14 protein-coding genes and 1 pseudogene are annotated in these 13,328 nt (G+C 60.7%); 9 read left to right on the forward strand and 6 right to left on the reverse strand.

Going from position 1 to position 13,328, the window contains the following annotated elements; genetic code table 11:
• Positions 1 to 148: pseudogene (locus AC1DPR_RS26660) on the forward strand (IS481 family transposase); the annotation flags it as partial.
• Here the strand turns inward: AC1DPR_RS26660 and AC1DPR_RS26665 are convergent.
• The 6 genes from AC1DPR_RS26665 to AC1DPR_RS26690 form a co-directional block, all read right to left on the reverse strand.
• Positions 145 to 969 carry a TIGR00282 family metallophosphoesterase gene (locus AC1DPR_RS26665; RefSeq protein ID WP_016557201.1) on the reverse strand — a complete coding sequence of 275 codons (825 nt, stop codon included), beginning with the start codon at positions 967 to 969 and terminating at the stop codon, positions 145 to 147. The pseudogene AC1DPR_RS26660 and the gene AC1DPR_RS26665 overlap by 4 nt on opposite strands.
• A 2-nt stretch (positions 970 to 971) precedes the next feature.
• Entirely contained in the window at positions 972 to 1,559 is a 588-nt protein-coding gene (locus tag AC1DPR_RS26670) for a 5-formyltetrahydrofolate cyclo-ligase (RefSeq protein ID WP_477817534.1), read from the reverse strand.
• Positions 1,560 to 1,655: 96 nt separating this feature from the next.
• Complete coding sequence (locus AC1DPR_RS26675) at positions 1,656 to 2,387, reverse strand: hypothetical protein (RefSeq protein ID WP_018859203.1); 732 nt, start codon at positions 2,385 to 2,387, stop codon at positions 1,656 to 1,658.
• Between the two features lie 65 nt (positions 2,388 to 2,452).
• A complete protein-coding gene (locus AC1DPR_RS26680) occupies positions 2,453 to 3,337 on the reverse strand; it encodes an NAD-dependent epimerase/dehydratase family protein (RefSeq protein WP_018859204.1) in 885 nt (294 codons plus the stop codon).
• Positions 3,334 to 4,155 (reverse strand): glycosyltransferase, encoded by an 822-nt coding sequence (locus AC1DPR_RS26685; RefSeq protein ID WP_018859205.1) that lies wholly within the window; start codon positions 4,153 to 4,155, stop codon positions 3,334 to 3,336. The genes AC1DPR_RS26680 and AC1DPR_RS26685 overlap by 4 nt, the downstream gene beginning before the upstream one ends.
• The gene (locus AC1DPR_RS26690; RefSeq protein ID WP_192241692.1) at positions 4,152 to 5,372 is read right to left on the reverse strand and encodes an NAD-dependent epimerase/dehydratase family protein; all 1,221 of its coding nucleotides are present in this window, start codon (positions 5,370 to 5,372) and stop codon (positions 4,152 to 4,154) included. The genes AC1DPR_RS26685 and AC1DPR_RS26690 overlap by 4 nt, the downstream gene beginning before the upstream one ends.
• Before the next feature lie 119 nt (positions 5,373 to 5,491).
• On the opposite strand from AC1DPR_RS26690, the gene ybgC reads away from it, so the two are divergent.
• From ybgC to tilS, 8 genes are all read left to right on the forward strand, one after another.
• A complete protein-coding gene (ybgC, locus tag AC1DPR_RS26695) occupies positions 5,492 to 5,956 on the forward strand; it encodes a tol-pal system-associated acyl-CoA thioesterase (RefSeq protein ID WP_112646151.1) in 465 nt (154 codons plus the stop codon).
• A gap of 441 nt (positions 5,957 to 6,397) precedes the next feature.
• Positions 6,398 to 7,117, forward strand: a complete 720-nt coding sequence (gene tolQ / locus AC1DPR_RS26700) for a protein TolQ (protein WP_016557208.1) — start codon at positions 6,398 to 6,400, stop codon at positions 7,115 to 7,117.
• Positions 7,118 to 7,146: 29 nt separating this feature from the next.
• Complete coding sequence (gene tolR, locus AC1DPR_RS26705; RefSeq protein ID WP_025660914.1) at positions 7,147 to 7,602, forward strand: protein TolR; 456 nt, start codon at positions 7,147 to 7,149, stop codon at positions 7,600 to 7,602.
• An 8-nt stretch (positions 7,603 to 7,610) separates the two neighbouring features.
• Positions 7,611 to 8,741, forward strand: coding sequence for a cell envelope integrity protein TolA (locus tag AC1DPR_RS26710; protein ID WP_018859209.1), 1,131 nt, complete (start codon positions 7,611 to 7,613; stop codon positions 8,739 to 8,741).
• Positions 8,742 to 8,763: 22 nt separating this feature from the next.
• Positions 8,764 to 10,074: a Tol-Pal system beta propeller repeat protein TolB gene (gene tolB / locus AC1DPR_RS26715; RefSeq protein WP_018859210.1), complete on the forward strand. Its 1,311-nt coding sequence runs from the start codon at positions 8,764 to 8,766 to the stop codon at positions 10,072 to 10,074.
• Between the two features lie 156 nt (positions 10,075 to 10,230).
• Positions 10,231 to 10,761 (forward strand): peptidoglycan-associated lipoprotein Pal, encoded by a 531-nt coding sequence (pal, locus tag AC1DPR_RS26720; protein ID WP_007802639.1) that lies wholly within the window; start codon positions 10,231 to 10,233, stop codon positions 10,759 to 10,761.
• A gap of 160 nt (positions 10,762 to 10,921) precedes the next feature.
• On the forward strand, positions 10,922 to 11,923 hold the full coding sequence (ybgF, locus tag AC1DPR_RS26725) for a tol-pal system protein YbgF (RefSeq protein ID WP_112661270.1): 1,002 nt from the start codon (positions 10,922 to 10,924) through the stop codon (positions 11,921 to 11,923).
• Positions 11,924 to 11,935: 12 nt separating this feature from the next.
• A complete protein-coding gene (gene tilS / locus AC1DPR_RS26730) occupies positions 11,936 to 13,261 on the forward strand; it encodes a tRNA lysidine(34) synthetase TilS (RefSeq protein ID WP_477817535.1) in 1,326 nt (441 codons plus the stop codon).
• The last annotated feature ends 67 nt before the right edge of the window (positions 13,262 to 13,328 follow it).

The following is a 13,328-nucleotide window of genomic DNA, read 5'->3' on the forward strand; positions in this document are numbered from 1 at the left end:
GGCCTTCGTCACTGCTTACAACTTCGCCAAACACCTCAAGGCGCTCCGATGGCGAACGCCCTATCAAGCAATCTGCAACGCCTGGACAAGGGACCCGTCAATCTTCAAAATCAATCCGCACCATCTCATTCCGGGACCACACACCTAGCGCCAGAACTCCGGAATAGTCTCGGCAAGCCGGGGACCGAGACGCAGCGGAGCGATCTTTTCAGCCAGGCCGGTCGCATCGGAGATCTCGACGCCGACACCGCAGATGGTGGCAGGGCCGGTCGCTGCTTCCATGCGGCCCTTCGGCATCTTGGAGATGAACCGGTTCAGCGGCTCCTCCTTATCCATGCCGAGCGAGGAGTCGTAGTCGCCGCACATGCCGGCATCCGACATGTAGGCGGTACCACCGTTCAGGATCTGGTGGTCGGCGGTCGGCACATGTGTGTGGGTGCCGACGACGAAGCTGGCGCGGCCGTCGACGAAATGACCGAAGCACTGCTTCTCGCTTGTCGCTTCGGCATGGAAGTCGAAGATGATCGCATCGGCCTGTTCCTTGAGCGGGCAGGCATCGAGGATCGCTTCTGCAGACTTGAAGGGATCGTCGAGTTCGGGATGCATGAAGACGCGACCCATGACATTTGCGACCAGCACGCGTGCACCGTTGCGGGCGTAGAACAGCCCCGAGCCGCGGCCTGGCGTGCCCTGCGGATAGTTGGCCGGTCGCAGGAACTGGTCGTGACGCCCGGCAAATGCGACCGCTTCCTTCTGATCCCAGACGTGGTTGCCCGTCGTGACGACATCGGCGCCGGCGTTTATCGTCTCGAGGAAGATATCCTCGGTGATGCCAAAACCGCCGGCGGCGTTCTCGCCGTTGACGACGACGAAATCGAGCTTCAGGTCAGAAATGAGGCCGGGGAGGCGGTTCCAGACGGCGGTGCGTCCGGTCTTACCCACCATGTCACCCAGAAAAAGCAGTCGCATTGCTATCCAATCCAAGAGGCAAAAAAGCGCAGCCCGCTTTCCGTCAGAAGGGCGTCCAGGCTGACATCGTGCGGCTCGTCGGGCACATGTGCCACTTCCTGGCAGTCGAATGCAATGCCGATCAGCTTGGGATGCAGGCCTTTTTGCCGCAAACGTTCGATGGCGCGGTCATAATAGCCGGCACCGTAACCGATGCGGTGGCCGCGATTGTCGAAGGCGGAGAGGGGAACCAGCATGATTTCGGGATCGAGCACGGCGGCGTCCGCCGGCGGTCCCGAGGTGCCGAAGCCTGTGCTGACCAAAGGGACACCGCGCACGAGTTCGCGAAACACGATTGTCTGCTTGTCGAGGATGGCGGGCACGCAAAGCCGTGCTCCGCGCGCCTGGAACCGCGCCAGAAGCGGCCGGATGTCGGCCTCCGAGCGGATTGGCAGGAAGCCGGAAACAACGGTGCCGGGATCGAACGCGACGGCCTCGCCGGCATGCTCGGCCATGGCCAGGCTCATCTCGATGCGGGTGGCTTCCGGGATGGCGTCGCGCAGAGCGAGCCGGCCGGCACGCATTTCGGCTTTCAGTTCTTTCGGGGTCATACGGTCCATCGCGCTGTTTTCAGCAGACGATAAAGGTCTTGCTGATCATTTCAACGGGACAATGCGACCTTTGACCACCCACCGGAGCCAACCAGGTCAAATCGTGATGCTGGCCGGTACGGTTGAGGCGTCGGCCTGTGCCTCAAACGCATAGGCGTTCGCGCCTGGTGCCTGCTGACCAGTCCTTGCGCGCAGTTCGCGCATGGCCTTGTCCATCAACTGCCGGACCTCCTGCAGGACGGCCTTGAACTCTTCCATCGTCTTGCGATCCTCGGCGGAGATGCCTACGGACGCCTGCTGTCCGTCTTCGACGATGCTCTTGTAGGCGTTGCGCGCAGCCGTTGCGCCGTCGGGTTCGTCTGCCTCGGTTGCGCTCGTGTCGGTGCTATCCGAAGACGTCGTTGCATCTGCGGCGGATGCGTGAGCTGTGGCGTCTGCCGAGGCTGCTCCGGTATCTTCAGTTGCGACAGAGGCATCGGCTGTGGAAGCAATGTTTGTGGCGCTGGCCGCAACAGCCGAGGCAAATTCCGCAGCAGCGGCGCTGATCTTGTGAGCGAGTTCGGCAGCAAGCCGGGCGACGACCTCCGGCGGGTAGCCGCCGCTCTTCAGCATTTCGAGTTGCTGCTTGGCTTCCTCAAGCTTGCGCGCCGCTCTGGCCTTCGCCGCTTCGGCCGAGGTGGCCATGCTCTCGCGCAGGCTTTCCTGTGCCTTTGCCGCATTCTGCAATATCTTCAGGCGCGCGCTGGTGCTGTCGGCCGATATATTGAGATTGTCGGCGGAATAGGTGTTGCGCAGGATGTTGAGCGCTGATGCGGAACCGACTTGCATACTATCCTCCGGATTGCACTATCCGGTGCAGTCTGCAACTTCAGGCTTGAGTGGGCCTGTGCCACCTATGCAAGCGTAGCGAGCGCATGGATCGTTTCATTGAACAGCGGCATGCCGCCCGGCGACCAACCGAGAGCACGGATCTTCGCCGTGTCCATCGGCGTAAGCTGCGCCTTGTCGGCGGGAAGCGGGAGCCTGTTCACGCAATCGCGCTCCCAGCGAATGTGTTCCAGGATGTCCCAGGTATCCAGCGTGACATCGGAGACGTTGAAGGTCTCGCCGGAGATACGCGCGGCGTCCGCTTCCAGCATGAGCCGTACGGCCTTGCCGACGTCTCTTCCGTGGACCTCGGTTCCGGCGCGTGATGGCAGGTGGCGGCCGGCTAGGTAATCTTCGATCAGTCTGTCCCATTTGTTCGGTCGGAGGTCGCCATAGACGCCGGTCAATCGGAGGCTGGCCGTTGTGAAGACGGGCGCCGCGAGGTGTGCGAGACTGCGCTCGGCATCAAGCTTGACCTGGCCGTAGAGGGTCTCGGGCTTGTCGGGCATGCCCTCTTTCAGTGTGGTTCCCGGTGCGTGCTCGCCGTAGGCGGCGCGGCTGGAAATGAAAACGCAGCGGCGCGTGCCGGCGCGTTTGGCTGCTTCGAAAAGCCGGACGCTGCCGTCGAGGTTGAAGCGCTTGAACGTCTCCGGGTCGTCGCCCTCGCCGCCGCGGTATTTGCCGGGCAGGTGGTGGAAGGCGGCGTGCACGAAGAAATAGGCGTCCTCGAAGGCTTCGATATGATCGTGCGCCGGATCGAGCGAGAGCGGGGCGAACTCGACCGGTCTCGAAAAGAAGCGGGGCAGGGGAGCGTGGCGGCCGCCGATGATCACGGTATAGCCGGCGGCGAGCAGTTCTTCGACGATATAGCGCCCGACGAGACCTGTTCCCCCCGATACCAATACCTTCATGCTGCCTCTTCCGGGTTCGCCATGGTCGATAGATCCGGCAGGTCATCGCCGGCATAGAATGCATGCCAAAGGTCGATCAGCGGCCGCAGTTTATCGACCTTCGGATGATTCGTCTCCCACGGCTTCTCATACTGGTAGTGCAGGACGGAAATGCTGTGCCAATCCCAAAGCTGGGGCATGGTAAACCAGACATATTGGAGCATGTTGAAATAGATCGGCAGGCCGTGCCAATCCGGGAAAAATTCCTGCAGGAAGGTCTGGTCCGTCCGCTTCCAGAACACTCCCGGCTGATCCAGTCGCTCCAGCATGCGTTGGAATGTGTCTTCAGACGGTTGCGCGACGAAGACGCCGGAGTTCAGCCGCTGGAAGTCCTCGAGGGATTCATAGACGTTCGGGGCGGCCGAAAACTCGGGATAGCGGAAGAGCTTGTCGATGTTGTGCAACACGATCGCATCGGCATCGATGAAGACGCAACTGGTGTATTCGGTCAGCTGCCAGAGGCGCAGCTTGCAGAAATTGTCGAGCGGCGAGTGAAACGCCGGCTTGCGTCCTTTCTTGAAGGGAGCCGCGGCGTGCAGATTGGATCGAGCATGACGCTCATTGAACTCGGCTGACAGCGGCAGATGCTCGACCGGCACCAGGCGGCAGTCGAGCTTTAGGAGTGGGTCGAGGCTGGCTTGGTCAACGCCCGCGGTATGGAGGACGACGATGACCGCTGGGGTAGCGGTTCGGCGCAAGGATGTTGCAAGCGCCTTGGCACCCTTGGCGTAATCGTCGTTGGTGACGAGAGTGACATAGGCGTGCCGGGGCTCACTCATGAAACGGACTTCAGCCTCTTGCCTTCCGGATCATGGTTAATCGTGGCGGCAATGTCCTTCGTCCAAGCGGAAACGGCAGGCACGCGCGACCGGTCAACGCGATAGGCAAATTTCTTGGCGACATCGACGATCTCGCTCAGAAGACCTGCCTGGAGGGTGATCGGATCGAGGCCGAGATGGCGAAATTTCTCGTTCTTGACGATGAGTTCGTTTTCCGGTGCTTCCTTGCGCGGGTTCGGTAGCCAGGCAATTTCGGCGCCGCTCATCTTTGCGATCATTTCCGCGAGATCGCGCACGCGATGCGTTTCGGTCATCTGGTTGAAGATTTCGACACGGGCTCCGCGGGCAGGCGGGTTGTTCAAGGCAAGCTCGATGCAGCGTACCGAGTCCTGGATATGGATGAAGGCGCGGGTTTGGCCACCGGTGCCATGGACGGTCAGGGGATAGCCGATCGCCGCCTGGATGAGGAAGCGGTTCAGCACGGTGCCGTAGTCGCCGTCATAGTCGAAGCGATTGACGAGTTGAGGGTGCCGGCGTGTCTGCTCGGTATGCGTTCCCCAAACGATTCCCTGGTGCAGGTCGGTTATGCGCAGGCGGTCGTTCTTGGCGTAGAAATGGAAAAGCAACTGATCCAGGCATTTGGTCATGTGATAGATCGAGCCGGGATTGGACGGATAGAGGATTTCCTGGCAGACGGTCTCGCCGCTCGCCGTCTCGATGCCAACGGGCAGATACCCCTCGGGGATCGCCGCCCCGACCGTCGAATAGCCGTAGACGCCCATCGTGCCGAGGTGGATGAGATGTGCGTCGAGCTGGAGTTCGACAAGCGCATTCAGGAGGTTATGGGTGGCGTTAACGTTGTTGTTGACGGTGTAGTTCTTGTGGCGGTCGCTCTTCATCGAGTAGGGGGCGGCACGCTGCTCGGCAAAGTGAATGACGGCATCCGGACGGTTCTCGGCGAGCCACTTCTTCAGGAGCTCGTAGTCCTTGGCGAGGTCGATCAGGTTGAAATGAATGCGCCGGCCAGTTTCGGCGTGCCAGATGCGCGTGCGCTCCTGGATCGAGTCCATCGGGGTCAGCGACTGGACCCCGAGTTCGGTGTCGATCCACCGCCGCGAAAGATTGTCGAGGATATGGATCTCATGCCCCGCGTCCGAAAGATGCAATGATGTCGGCCAGCCGATGAATCCGTCCCCGCCCATCACTGCAATCTTCATCGCGGTGTCTCCTGCTTGAATGTCTCTGTCAAAAATTACTTAGGAAGCGTGACAATTGTTCAATGCTTGCAAGGCGGAAAGTCTTCCGCCAAAGAGGGCGCGTGGCTTTGGAGAAAATTATGGCGGACAACGGTTTTTCGATTTCGGGTGAACTCACGGAAACGGGTCACCGGCTCCTGCAGCGGGTTTATTACGAGGACACGGATTTTTCCGGCCTCGTCTACCATGCCCGCTACCTGCACTTCCTCGAGCGCGGCCGCACAGATTACCTCCGGTGCCTCGGCGTCGAGCAACGAGAGCTTATCAATGCGGACGAGGAGGGGCTTGTCTTCGTCGTCCATCGCATGGAGATCGACTTCAAGCAGCCGGCACGGATGGATGACATCCTGACGGTGCTGACCCACACCGAAAGAGCAGGCGGCGCCAAGATGGTCCTCAATCAGGAAATCCGGCGCGGCGAAACGCTGCTGATCGCCGCCAAGGTGATTATCGCCGTCATTAACGCCAATGCGAGGCCCCGAAGACTGCCGGAGACACTTGCCGAGAAGTTTCTCGAAGGCAGCAAGCCGCTCCGCGGGCCGTGAGCCGTTGCCGCGCGCAGTGCGATCAACATCCTTTGCGTGCAGCGATTCGCCCGGGTTGATCGCGAACGCTGAAAAGACACGGGATTCCGGCCTTGCATAAACATGAGTTTTGTGTGAAGGAATTCGCGCGCTGGAAGATATGCGCTGTTGTGGTCATCGAGCTAGATCTGACCAAGTAATCCAAGGGATAAATCTTTCGCCGATAGTTTCGCTGTCATGATCCGGCGCTAACGAACTGTTAACCATAATAGTGTCTTACTCGGATTGTCAGAGTTTGTGCGGTGCACGCCTTCCTTTGACCAAATTTGACGGCAAGGAAGGCGGATAAGAGCTTGGAAGCTTGACCAGGGCTTTGGGCGGCGGCCGCCAGACACTTCTTGCGAGATCACTTTGTGCCGCCCGGTCAAGTGCCGGGCGTTTGGATTCGGGGATTTTGGATCAATGGAACAAGTAGGATTGGCAGCAGCAACGGCCGACGTCAGCCTCTGGTCGCTGTTTATGCAGGCAGGTCTCGTCGTCAAGCTGGTCATGCTCGGGCTCATCGCAGCCTCGGTCTGGACCTGGGCGATCGTCATCGACAAGTATCTGGCGTATGGTCGCGCACGGCGCCAGTTCGAGAAGTTCGAGCAGGTGTTCTGGTCGGGCCAGTCGCTGGAAGAGCTCTATCGCACGCTATCGGAGCGCAACAACACCGGCCTTGCCGCGATCTTCGTTGCGGCGATGCGCGAATGGAAGAAGTCGTTTGAGCGCGGTGCGCGCTCCCCGATCGGTCTGCAGATGCGTATCGACCGCGCCATGGACGTTACGCTGGCGCGTGAATCCGAATTTCTCTCCGCCCGTCTCGGCTCGCTGGCAACGATCGGTTCGGCCGGCCCGTTCATCGGCCTCTTCGGTACGGTCGTCGGTATCATGACCTCGTTCCAGGCAATCGCCGGCTCGAAGTCGACGAACCTCGCGGTCGTTGCTCCCGGTATCGCCGAAGCGCTGCTTGCAACCGCAATTGGCCTTGTTGCCGCTATCCCGGCCGTTATCGCCTACAACAAGTTCACTGCCGACGCCGGCAAGCTTTCGGGCCGTATGGAAGGCTTCGCGGATGAATTCTCCGCCATCCTTTCGCGCCAGATCGACGAAAAACTGCAGCCGCGCCAGGCCGCGCAGTAATCGACGGGAACGGAGGCAACGATATGGGTATGGGTGCTCCAAGCGGTGGCGGTAGCGGCGGTGGTCGCGGTGGTCGTCGTCGCGGTGGCCACAGAGGTGGTGCCATCTCCGAAATCAACGTGACGCCGCTCGTCGACGTCATGCTGGTGCTTTTGATCATCTTCATGGTGGCAGCACCGATGATGACGGTCGGCGTGCCCGTCGACTTGCCGGAAACACAGGCCAAGGCGCTGAATTCCGAAACGCAGCCGATCACGATCTCTGTGAAGAACGACGGCCAGGTGTTCCTGCAGGAAACACCGATCCCGGTCGAAGAGATTGCCGCGAAGCTCGAGGCGATCGCAACGACGGGCTACAATGAACGCATATTCGTTCGCGGCGACGCGACCGCGCCCTATGGCGTGATCGCCGACGTCATGGCTCGCATCCAGGGTGCTGGCTACAAGAACATCGGCCTCGTGACGCAGCAGAAGAAGGACCAATAGCGAACGCTATGAAGGCCAGTATCGTCACATCTGCGGCTCTGCACTGTGCACTGCTTGCCTGGGCGCTGATCTCGATCGGCTCCCCGGAGCAGTTCAAGGTCGAGGATTTCGAGGCGATGCCCGTCGACCTCGTGCCCGTCGAAGAAATGACGCAGATGCAGCAGGGCGACAAGACGGCCAAGCCGAGTGAAAAGCCGGCGCCGAAGCCGACGGCCAAGCCGACCAATGTCGAAAACGCCGAGAACATGGGCGAGAACAAGGTCGACCTCAAGGCGCCGCCGGTCCCGAACGCCAAGCCCAGCAATAACGAGAGCGCTGCTGCCCCTAAGGCCGTCGAAAAGCCTCTTCCTCAGAATGATCCCGTCCCCAACGAGGTGAAGGAGATAATGAAGGAGGAGACGGACGTCGAGCCGAAGCAGGTCGCGTCCATTACGCCGCCGAAGCCGGAAATCACCCCGCCGACGCCGCCAAAGCCAGAGGAAACGCCACAGGAACAGCCGGAGCCACCGAAGCCGGACGCCGAGGCGCTGCCGGACAAGGTTCCGACTCCGGTCGTGAAGCCGCAAGCCAAGCCGCCGGAACAGAAGCCGGCCGAAAAGCCCCCGGAGAAAAAGACCGAGGATCAGGCGAAGGCGGACGAAAAGCCGACGGACAAGAAGAAGGCCGACAAGAAGCAGGAGAAAGCGAAGTCCGCCTCCTCTAAGCAGAGCGACTTCAACGCCGACGATATCGCGGCGCTGCTGAACAAGCAGGACCCGTCGAATGGCGGAGCCAAAAGTTCGACCGAGGTTGCTTCGCTCGGTGCCAAGAAGGCCACCGGTGGCTCCAAGCTCTCGATGAGCGAGATGGATGCGCTGCGTAGCGCGATCGCCGGCAACTGGTCGGTTATCCCGGGGATGGAAGGTGCTAGCGACGTTCGCATCAAGGTCCACATGAAGCTGGACCCTGACGGTAACATCATCGGCTCACCCGAGGTCGAAGCGGTTGGCGGCACCAACGAGGCGACGCGCATGGCGTTGGCAAGCGGTGCCAAGCGTGCCGTGATGAAGTCGTCGCCCTTCACCAATCTCCCGAAAGACAAATATGACGCCTGGGGCGAAGTTATCGTCAACTTCGATCCCAGCGATCTAGCACTTTAAAATGCTGAAAGGCTTGTCCTCCATGACCAAGTGTTCCCTCATTCGCGCCTTGATGGTCGCCGTCGGCATGATAACCACTGCGGTTGTCGCCACGCCGGCCAACGCGCTTGTCGAAATCAACATCAACAAGGGCAATGTCGAGCCACTGCCGATCGCGATCACCGATTTCCTGCAAGGCGACATGGGCGCCCAGGTGTCGCAAGTGGTTGCCGCCGACCTTCAGCGCTCCGGCCTCTTTGCGCCGATCAACAAGAACGCCTTCATCGAGAAGATCTCCAACCCGGATGCCGCTCCGCGCTTCGAAGATTGGAAGGTCATCAATGCGCAGGCCCTCGTTACCGGTCGCGTGACGCAGGAAAGCGACGGGCGCCTGCGCGCCGAGTTCCGCCTTTGGGATACATTTGCCGGCACGCAGATGACGGGCCAGCAGTTCTACACCCAGCCTGAGAACTGGCGTCGCGTTGCCCATATTATCGCCGATGCGATCTACAAGCAGATCACCGGCGAAGAGGGCTACTTCGATACGCGCGTCGTCTTCGTATCCGAGTCCGGCACGAAGCAGGAGCGCAAGCGCCAGCTCGCCATCATGGACCAGGACGGCTACAACGTGCGCATGCTGACGAACGGCAGCGATCTCGTGCTGACGCCGCGCTTCTCGCCGAACCGCCAGGAAGTCACCTACATGTCCTTCGCCAACCAGCAGCCGCGGGTTTACCTGCTGCAACTGGAAACTGGACAGCGCGAAGTGGTCGGCAACTTTCCGGGCATGACCTTCTCGCCGCGCTTCTCGCCTGACGGACAGAAAGTCGTCATGAGCCTTCAGCAGGAAGGCAACGCAAACATCTACACGATGGACCTGCGTTCGCGCACCACGACGCGCCTGACGTCCACTGCTGCGATCGATACCTCGCCGTCCTATTCGCCTGATGGCAACCGCATCGTCTTCGAAAGCGACCGTGGCGGCCACCAGCAGATCTACGTGATGAATGCCGATGGCTCCGGCCAAACCCGTATCTCCTTCGGAGACGGCAACTACTCGACGCCGGTCTGGTCTCCGCGCGGCGATCTGATCGCCTTCACCAAGCAGTCGGGCGGCAAGTTCTCGATCGGCGTCATGAAGCCGGATGGTTCGGGTGAACGCATCCTGACGACGGGCTTCCACAACGAGGGCCCGACCTGGGCGCCGAACGGCCGCGTTATCATGTTCTTCCGCCAGGCAGCTGGTGCCGGCGGTCCGCAGCTCTACTCGATCGATCTGACGGGCTACAACGAGCAGCTCATCAAGACGCCGAACTTCGCTTCGGACCCGGCCTGGTCGCCGCTTCTCGAGTAGGAAAGCCTGTGGATGTGCCTTTTTGTCGCCGCAAAAATCCCTGATTGGGGCGACTGAGGGACAAATCAACCATCTGTTAACCATAATTCTTGAATGCCGATTAACCCAACGAGGTTACAGTCCGGCAACCTTAATCAAGTCGCAAGGAGACCGGCCATGAGCCGAATTCACACCCCGGCAATGAGCCGCATGCAGAATTTCGCCCGTAACCCCGTCATGATCGCGCTTGTCGCCGGTCTTGCCTTGGCCGGTTGCGCCAACAAGAAGAACATGGCGAACAGCGCTGGTGACCTGGGCCTCGGTGCCGGCGCCGCAACGCCCGGTTCTGCACAGGACTTCACCGTCAACGTCGGCGATCGTATCTTCTTCGACACCGACTCCACCTCGATCCGCGCGGACGCTTCCCAGACCCTCGACCGCCAGGCTCAGTGGCTTGCCCGCTATCCGAAGTACGCGATCACCATCGAAGGCCACGCCGACGAACGCGGCACGCGCGAATACAACCTTGCTCTCGGCGCTCGCCGTGCAGCGGCCACCAAGGATTACCTTGCTTCGCGCGGCGTTCCGGCACAGCGCATGAAGACGATCTCCTACGGCAAGGAACGCCCGGTTGCCGTCTGCGACGATATTTCCTGCTGGTCGCAGAACCGCCGGGCCGTTACAGTTCTCGGTGGCGCCGGCATGTAATTGCTGGGAAATATTACAATTTCGAAAGGCGGCTCCAACGCGGGCCGCCTTTTCTTTTTGAACACACTTTGGCCAGTTTCCGTTGCTTTTTGAAAGCAATTGGAAAAATCTCCTGTTCGTGCCAATGGGTGCGAAGAATCACAGGGACAGGACAAACCATATGAAGAAATTTGTCGTTGCGGGCATGCTGTGCCTCGCGGCCGTGGCCGGGGCGGGCCAATCGGCGAATGCGACGTCGCTTTTCGGGTGGCAGATCGGCGGCAAGGCTGCCAATCGGCAACCGCAGGCACCGGTTGTAAACGTGCAGGCGGGCGGCCCTGAGGTTCGCATCCAGCAGCTGGAAGAACAGCTGCGCCAGCTGAACGGCCGCATCGAAGAGATGAGCTTCCAGCTCCTGCAGATGCAGGAAACGATCCGCAAGGCGCAGGAAGACAACGAATTCCGCTTCCAGGAGCTGGAAAAGGGCGGCGGCAGTAGTGCCGGCAGCAGCTCCAAGACGATGAAAAAGAGCGAAGCCGATGTGCCTCCTCCGGCGCAGGGCCGGAGCGGTGGTGACGATGTCGCCCGCGTAATCCAAGCACCGCAGGGAGCCGAAACGGCTCCCTCGACCGACGTTCCGGCAAATGATGGTCTCGGCCAGCCGCCGAAGCAGCTCGGTTCGATGCAGTTCGACCAGAGCGGCAATCCGGTCGGAGGCTCGGTCAACGACAATGCCACGGTCGGATCCGGCCCGGTTCCTGGCGTCGATTCCGGCCGTTCGTCGCAGACGGCCTCGCTCGGCAGCGAAGCCGACCAGTACAAGGCCGCCTACGGCCACGTGCTTTCCGGGGACTATTCGACGGCCGAGCAGGAGTTCACCCAGTACATCGCTCAATACCCGAGCAGCGCACGCGCGGCGGATGCCAATTTCTGGCTTGGCGAAGCGCTCTACTCGCAGGGCAAGTACAATGAGGCCGCCAAGACGTTCCTCGATGCTCACAAGAAGTATGGCAGCTCCGAAAAGGCGCCGGAAATGCTTCTCAAGCTGGGCATGTCGCTTGCGGCGCTCGACAATACGGAAACCGCATGCGCCACGCTGCGGGAAGTCTCGAAGCGTTACCCCAAGGCTTCGCGTGCCGTGATAACCAAGGTTGCCAGCGAGCAAAAGCGTCTCGCCTGCTAGGGCCTTCCGGTTTTGCGCCCGGATGGCCCCCTTCTACCTGAGACGGCAGCGCGCCGTTTCCTTGACTCGCTGATCGGGCCCTCGCGCATCCTTGTTGCGACTTCGGGCGGAAGCGATTCAACAGGCCTGCTTTTGGCTCTTGTCGAAGCGAGCAAGGCTGTACCCAACTCGAAAATCTCTCTTTGCGCTGTTACAGTGGATCATGCACTGCGGACAGAATCGGCCGAAGAGGCGCGCCAGGTTGCTGCCCTCTGCGGGTCGCTCGATATCCCGCACGTCGTTAAAGTCTGGCAGGGCGAAAAGCCCAAGGCCGGCCTCATGGCGGCTGCGCGCGACGCCCGCTACGCGCTGCTTGCCGAAGCCGCCGAGAACTTCAACGCCGACATCGTTGTAACCGCGCATACGGCAGACGATCAGCGCGAGACGCTCGCCATGCGGTGGGAGCGCTCAGAACAGCCAAGCACCGGCATCGCCGATCTCGTGCTCTTTGATCGCCGTATTTGGGTTGCCCGACCGCTGCTTAGCTGTCGGCGAGAGGCGATCCGCGAATATCTTCGCACAAGACATGTCGGCTGGATCGACGACCCAAGCAATGATGACCCGAACTATGAACGTGTGCGGATGCGATCCCGCCTCGCCGAAGAGGCGGATGCCGTCCCGGATGCGGGCGAGGCCGGTGACTTGCGCACGAGCGTCGCCGCTTCGGCGGCTAGATGGCTGGATCAGCATTTCGTTCTGCATTCTCCCTTGGTCGGTCAGGTACTCCCGGCCGGACTCACCGCGGAGAGGGGCATTCTTGATTATGCCATTGCGCGCCTTGCTGCGGTTTTCGGCGGGCAGGCGTTCCCGCTCGGACGCAAGCAGACGGACGATGTTCTGGCGCTTATCAAAAGCGATCAGCCAAATCGGATGACCGCGGGCAGGGTAGTGTTTGACCTTCGGCGCGACGGGCTTTTTCTCGTTCGTGAAAACCGTGGGATCCCGCCGTTGACGCTTGCGCCGGGCGCGCGCGGCGTCTGGGACAGGCGGTTCCTCGTTGAAAATGCAGCCCCGACGGATATCGGCGTCGTTGCCGGCGGAGCTGAGATGCAGAGCGACCGGCTACCGAGGGGCGTGCTCAGGCGGGCCCGGTCAGCGGCGCCATGCGTCGTCGACGCTGCTGGGTCCGAAGTTCCCTCTCGTGTTGTCGAGAAAGTCAGGATCAGTCCCTATTTCTCGCCGTTCGACCGTTTTTTGACACGATTTGACTTCATCTTTGCCGACAGGCTTGCGGCTGCCTTTGGAACGCGCCCCTATCCAAAACCGCCTTTAGGTCTTATTGACGGAAAATCTATCTAACAGTCCAGTTTTCCTTGGCATTCACCCAAGGCAATCCTATGTTAGAGACCAAATAAGACGGTCGCCA

The organism is Rhizobium sp. 01T417 (assembly GCF_056398905.1).

Bases quoted from the DNA above. Each gene is read 5' to 3' on its own strand.
- AC1DPR_RS26665 (WP_016557201.1), bottom strand. From the start codon at position 969: ATGCGACTGCTTTTTCTGGGTGACATGGTGGGTAAGACCGGACGCACC.
- AC1DPR_RS26670 (WP_477817534.1), bottom strand. From the start codon at position 1,559: ATGACCCCGAAAGAACTGAAAGCCGAAATGCGTGCCGGCCGGCTCGCT.
- AC1DPR_RS26675 (WP_018859203.1), bottom strand. From the start codon at position 2,387: ATGCAAGTCGGTTCCGCATCAGCGCTCAACATCCTGCGCAACACCTAT.
- AC1DPR_RS26680 (WP_018859204.1), bottom strand. From the start codon at position 3,337: ATGAAGGTATTGGTATCGGGGGGAACAGGTCTCGTCGGGCGCTATATC.
- AC1DPR_RS26685 (WP_018859205.1), bottom strand. From the start codon at position 4,155: ATGAGTGAGCCCCGGCACGCCTATGTCACTCTCGTCACCAACGACGAT.
- AC1DPR_RS26690 (WP_192241692.1), bottom strand. From the start codon at position 5,372: ATGAAGATTGCAGTGATGGGCGGGGACGGATTCATCGGCTGGCCGACA.
- ybgC (WP_112646151.1), top strand. From the start codon at position 5,492: ATGGCGGACAACGGTTTTTCGATTTCGGGTGAACTCACGGAAACGGGT.
- tolQ (WP_016557208.1), top strand. From the start codon at position 6,398: ATGGAACAAGTAGGATTGGCAGCAGCAACGGCCGACGTCAGCCTCTGG.
- tolR (WP_025660914.1), top strand. From the start codon at position 7,147: ATGGGTGCTCCAAGCGGTGGCGGTAGCGGCGGTGGTCGCGGTGGTCGT.
- AC1DPR_RS26710 (WP_018859209.1), top strand. From the start codon at position 7,611: ATGAAGGCCAGTATCGTCACATCTGCGGCTCTGCACTGTGCACTGCTT.
- tolB (WP_018859210.1), top strand. From the start codon at position 8,764: ATGACCAAGTGTTCCCTCATTCGCGCCTTGATGGTCGCCGTCGGCATG.
- pal (WP_007802639.1), top strand. From the start codon at position 10,231: ATGAGCCGAATTCACACCCCGGCAATGAGCCGCATGCAGAATTTCGCC.
- ybgF (WP_112661270.1), top strand. From the start codon at position 10,922: ATGAAGAAATTTGTCGTTGCGGGCATGCTGTGCCTCGCGGCCGTGGCC.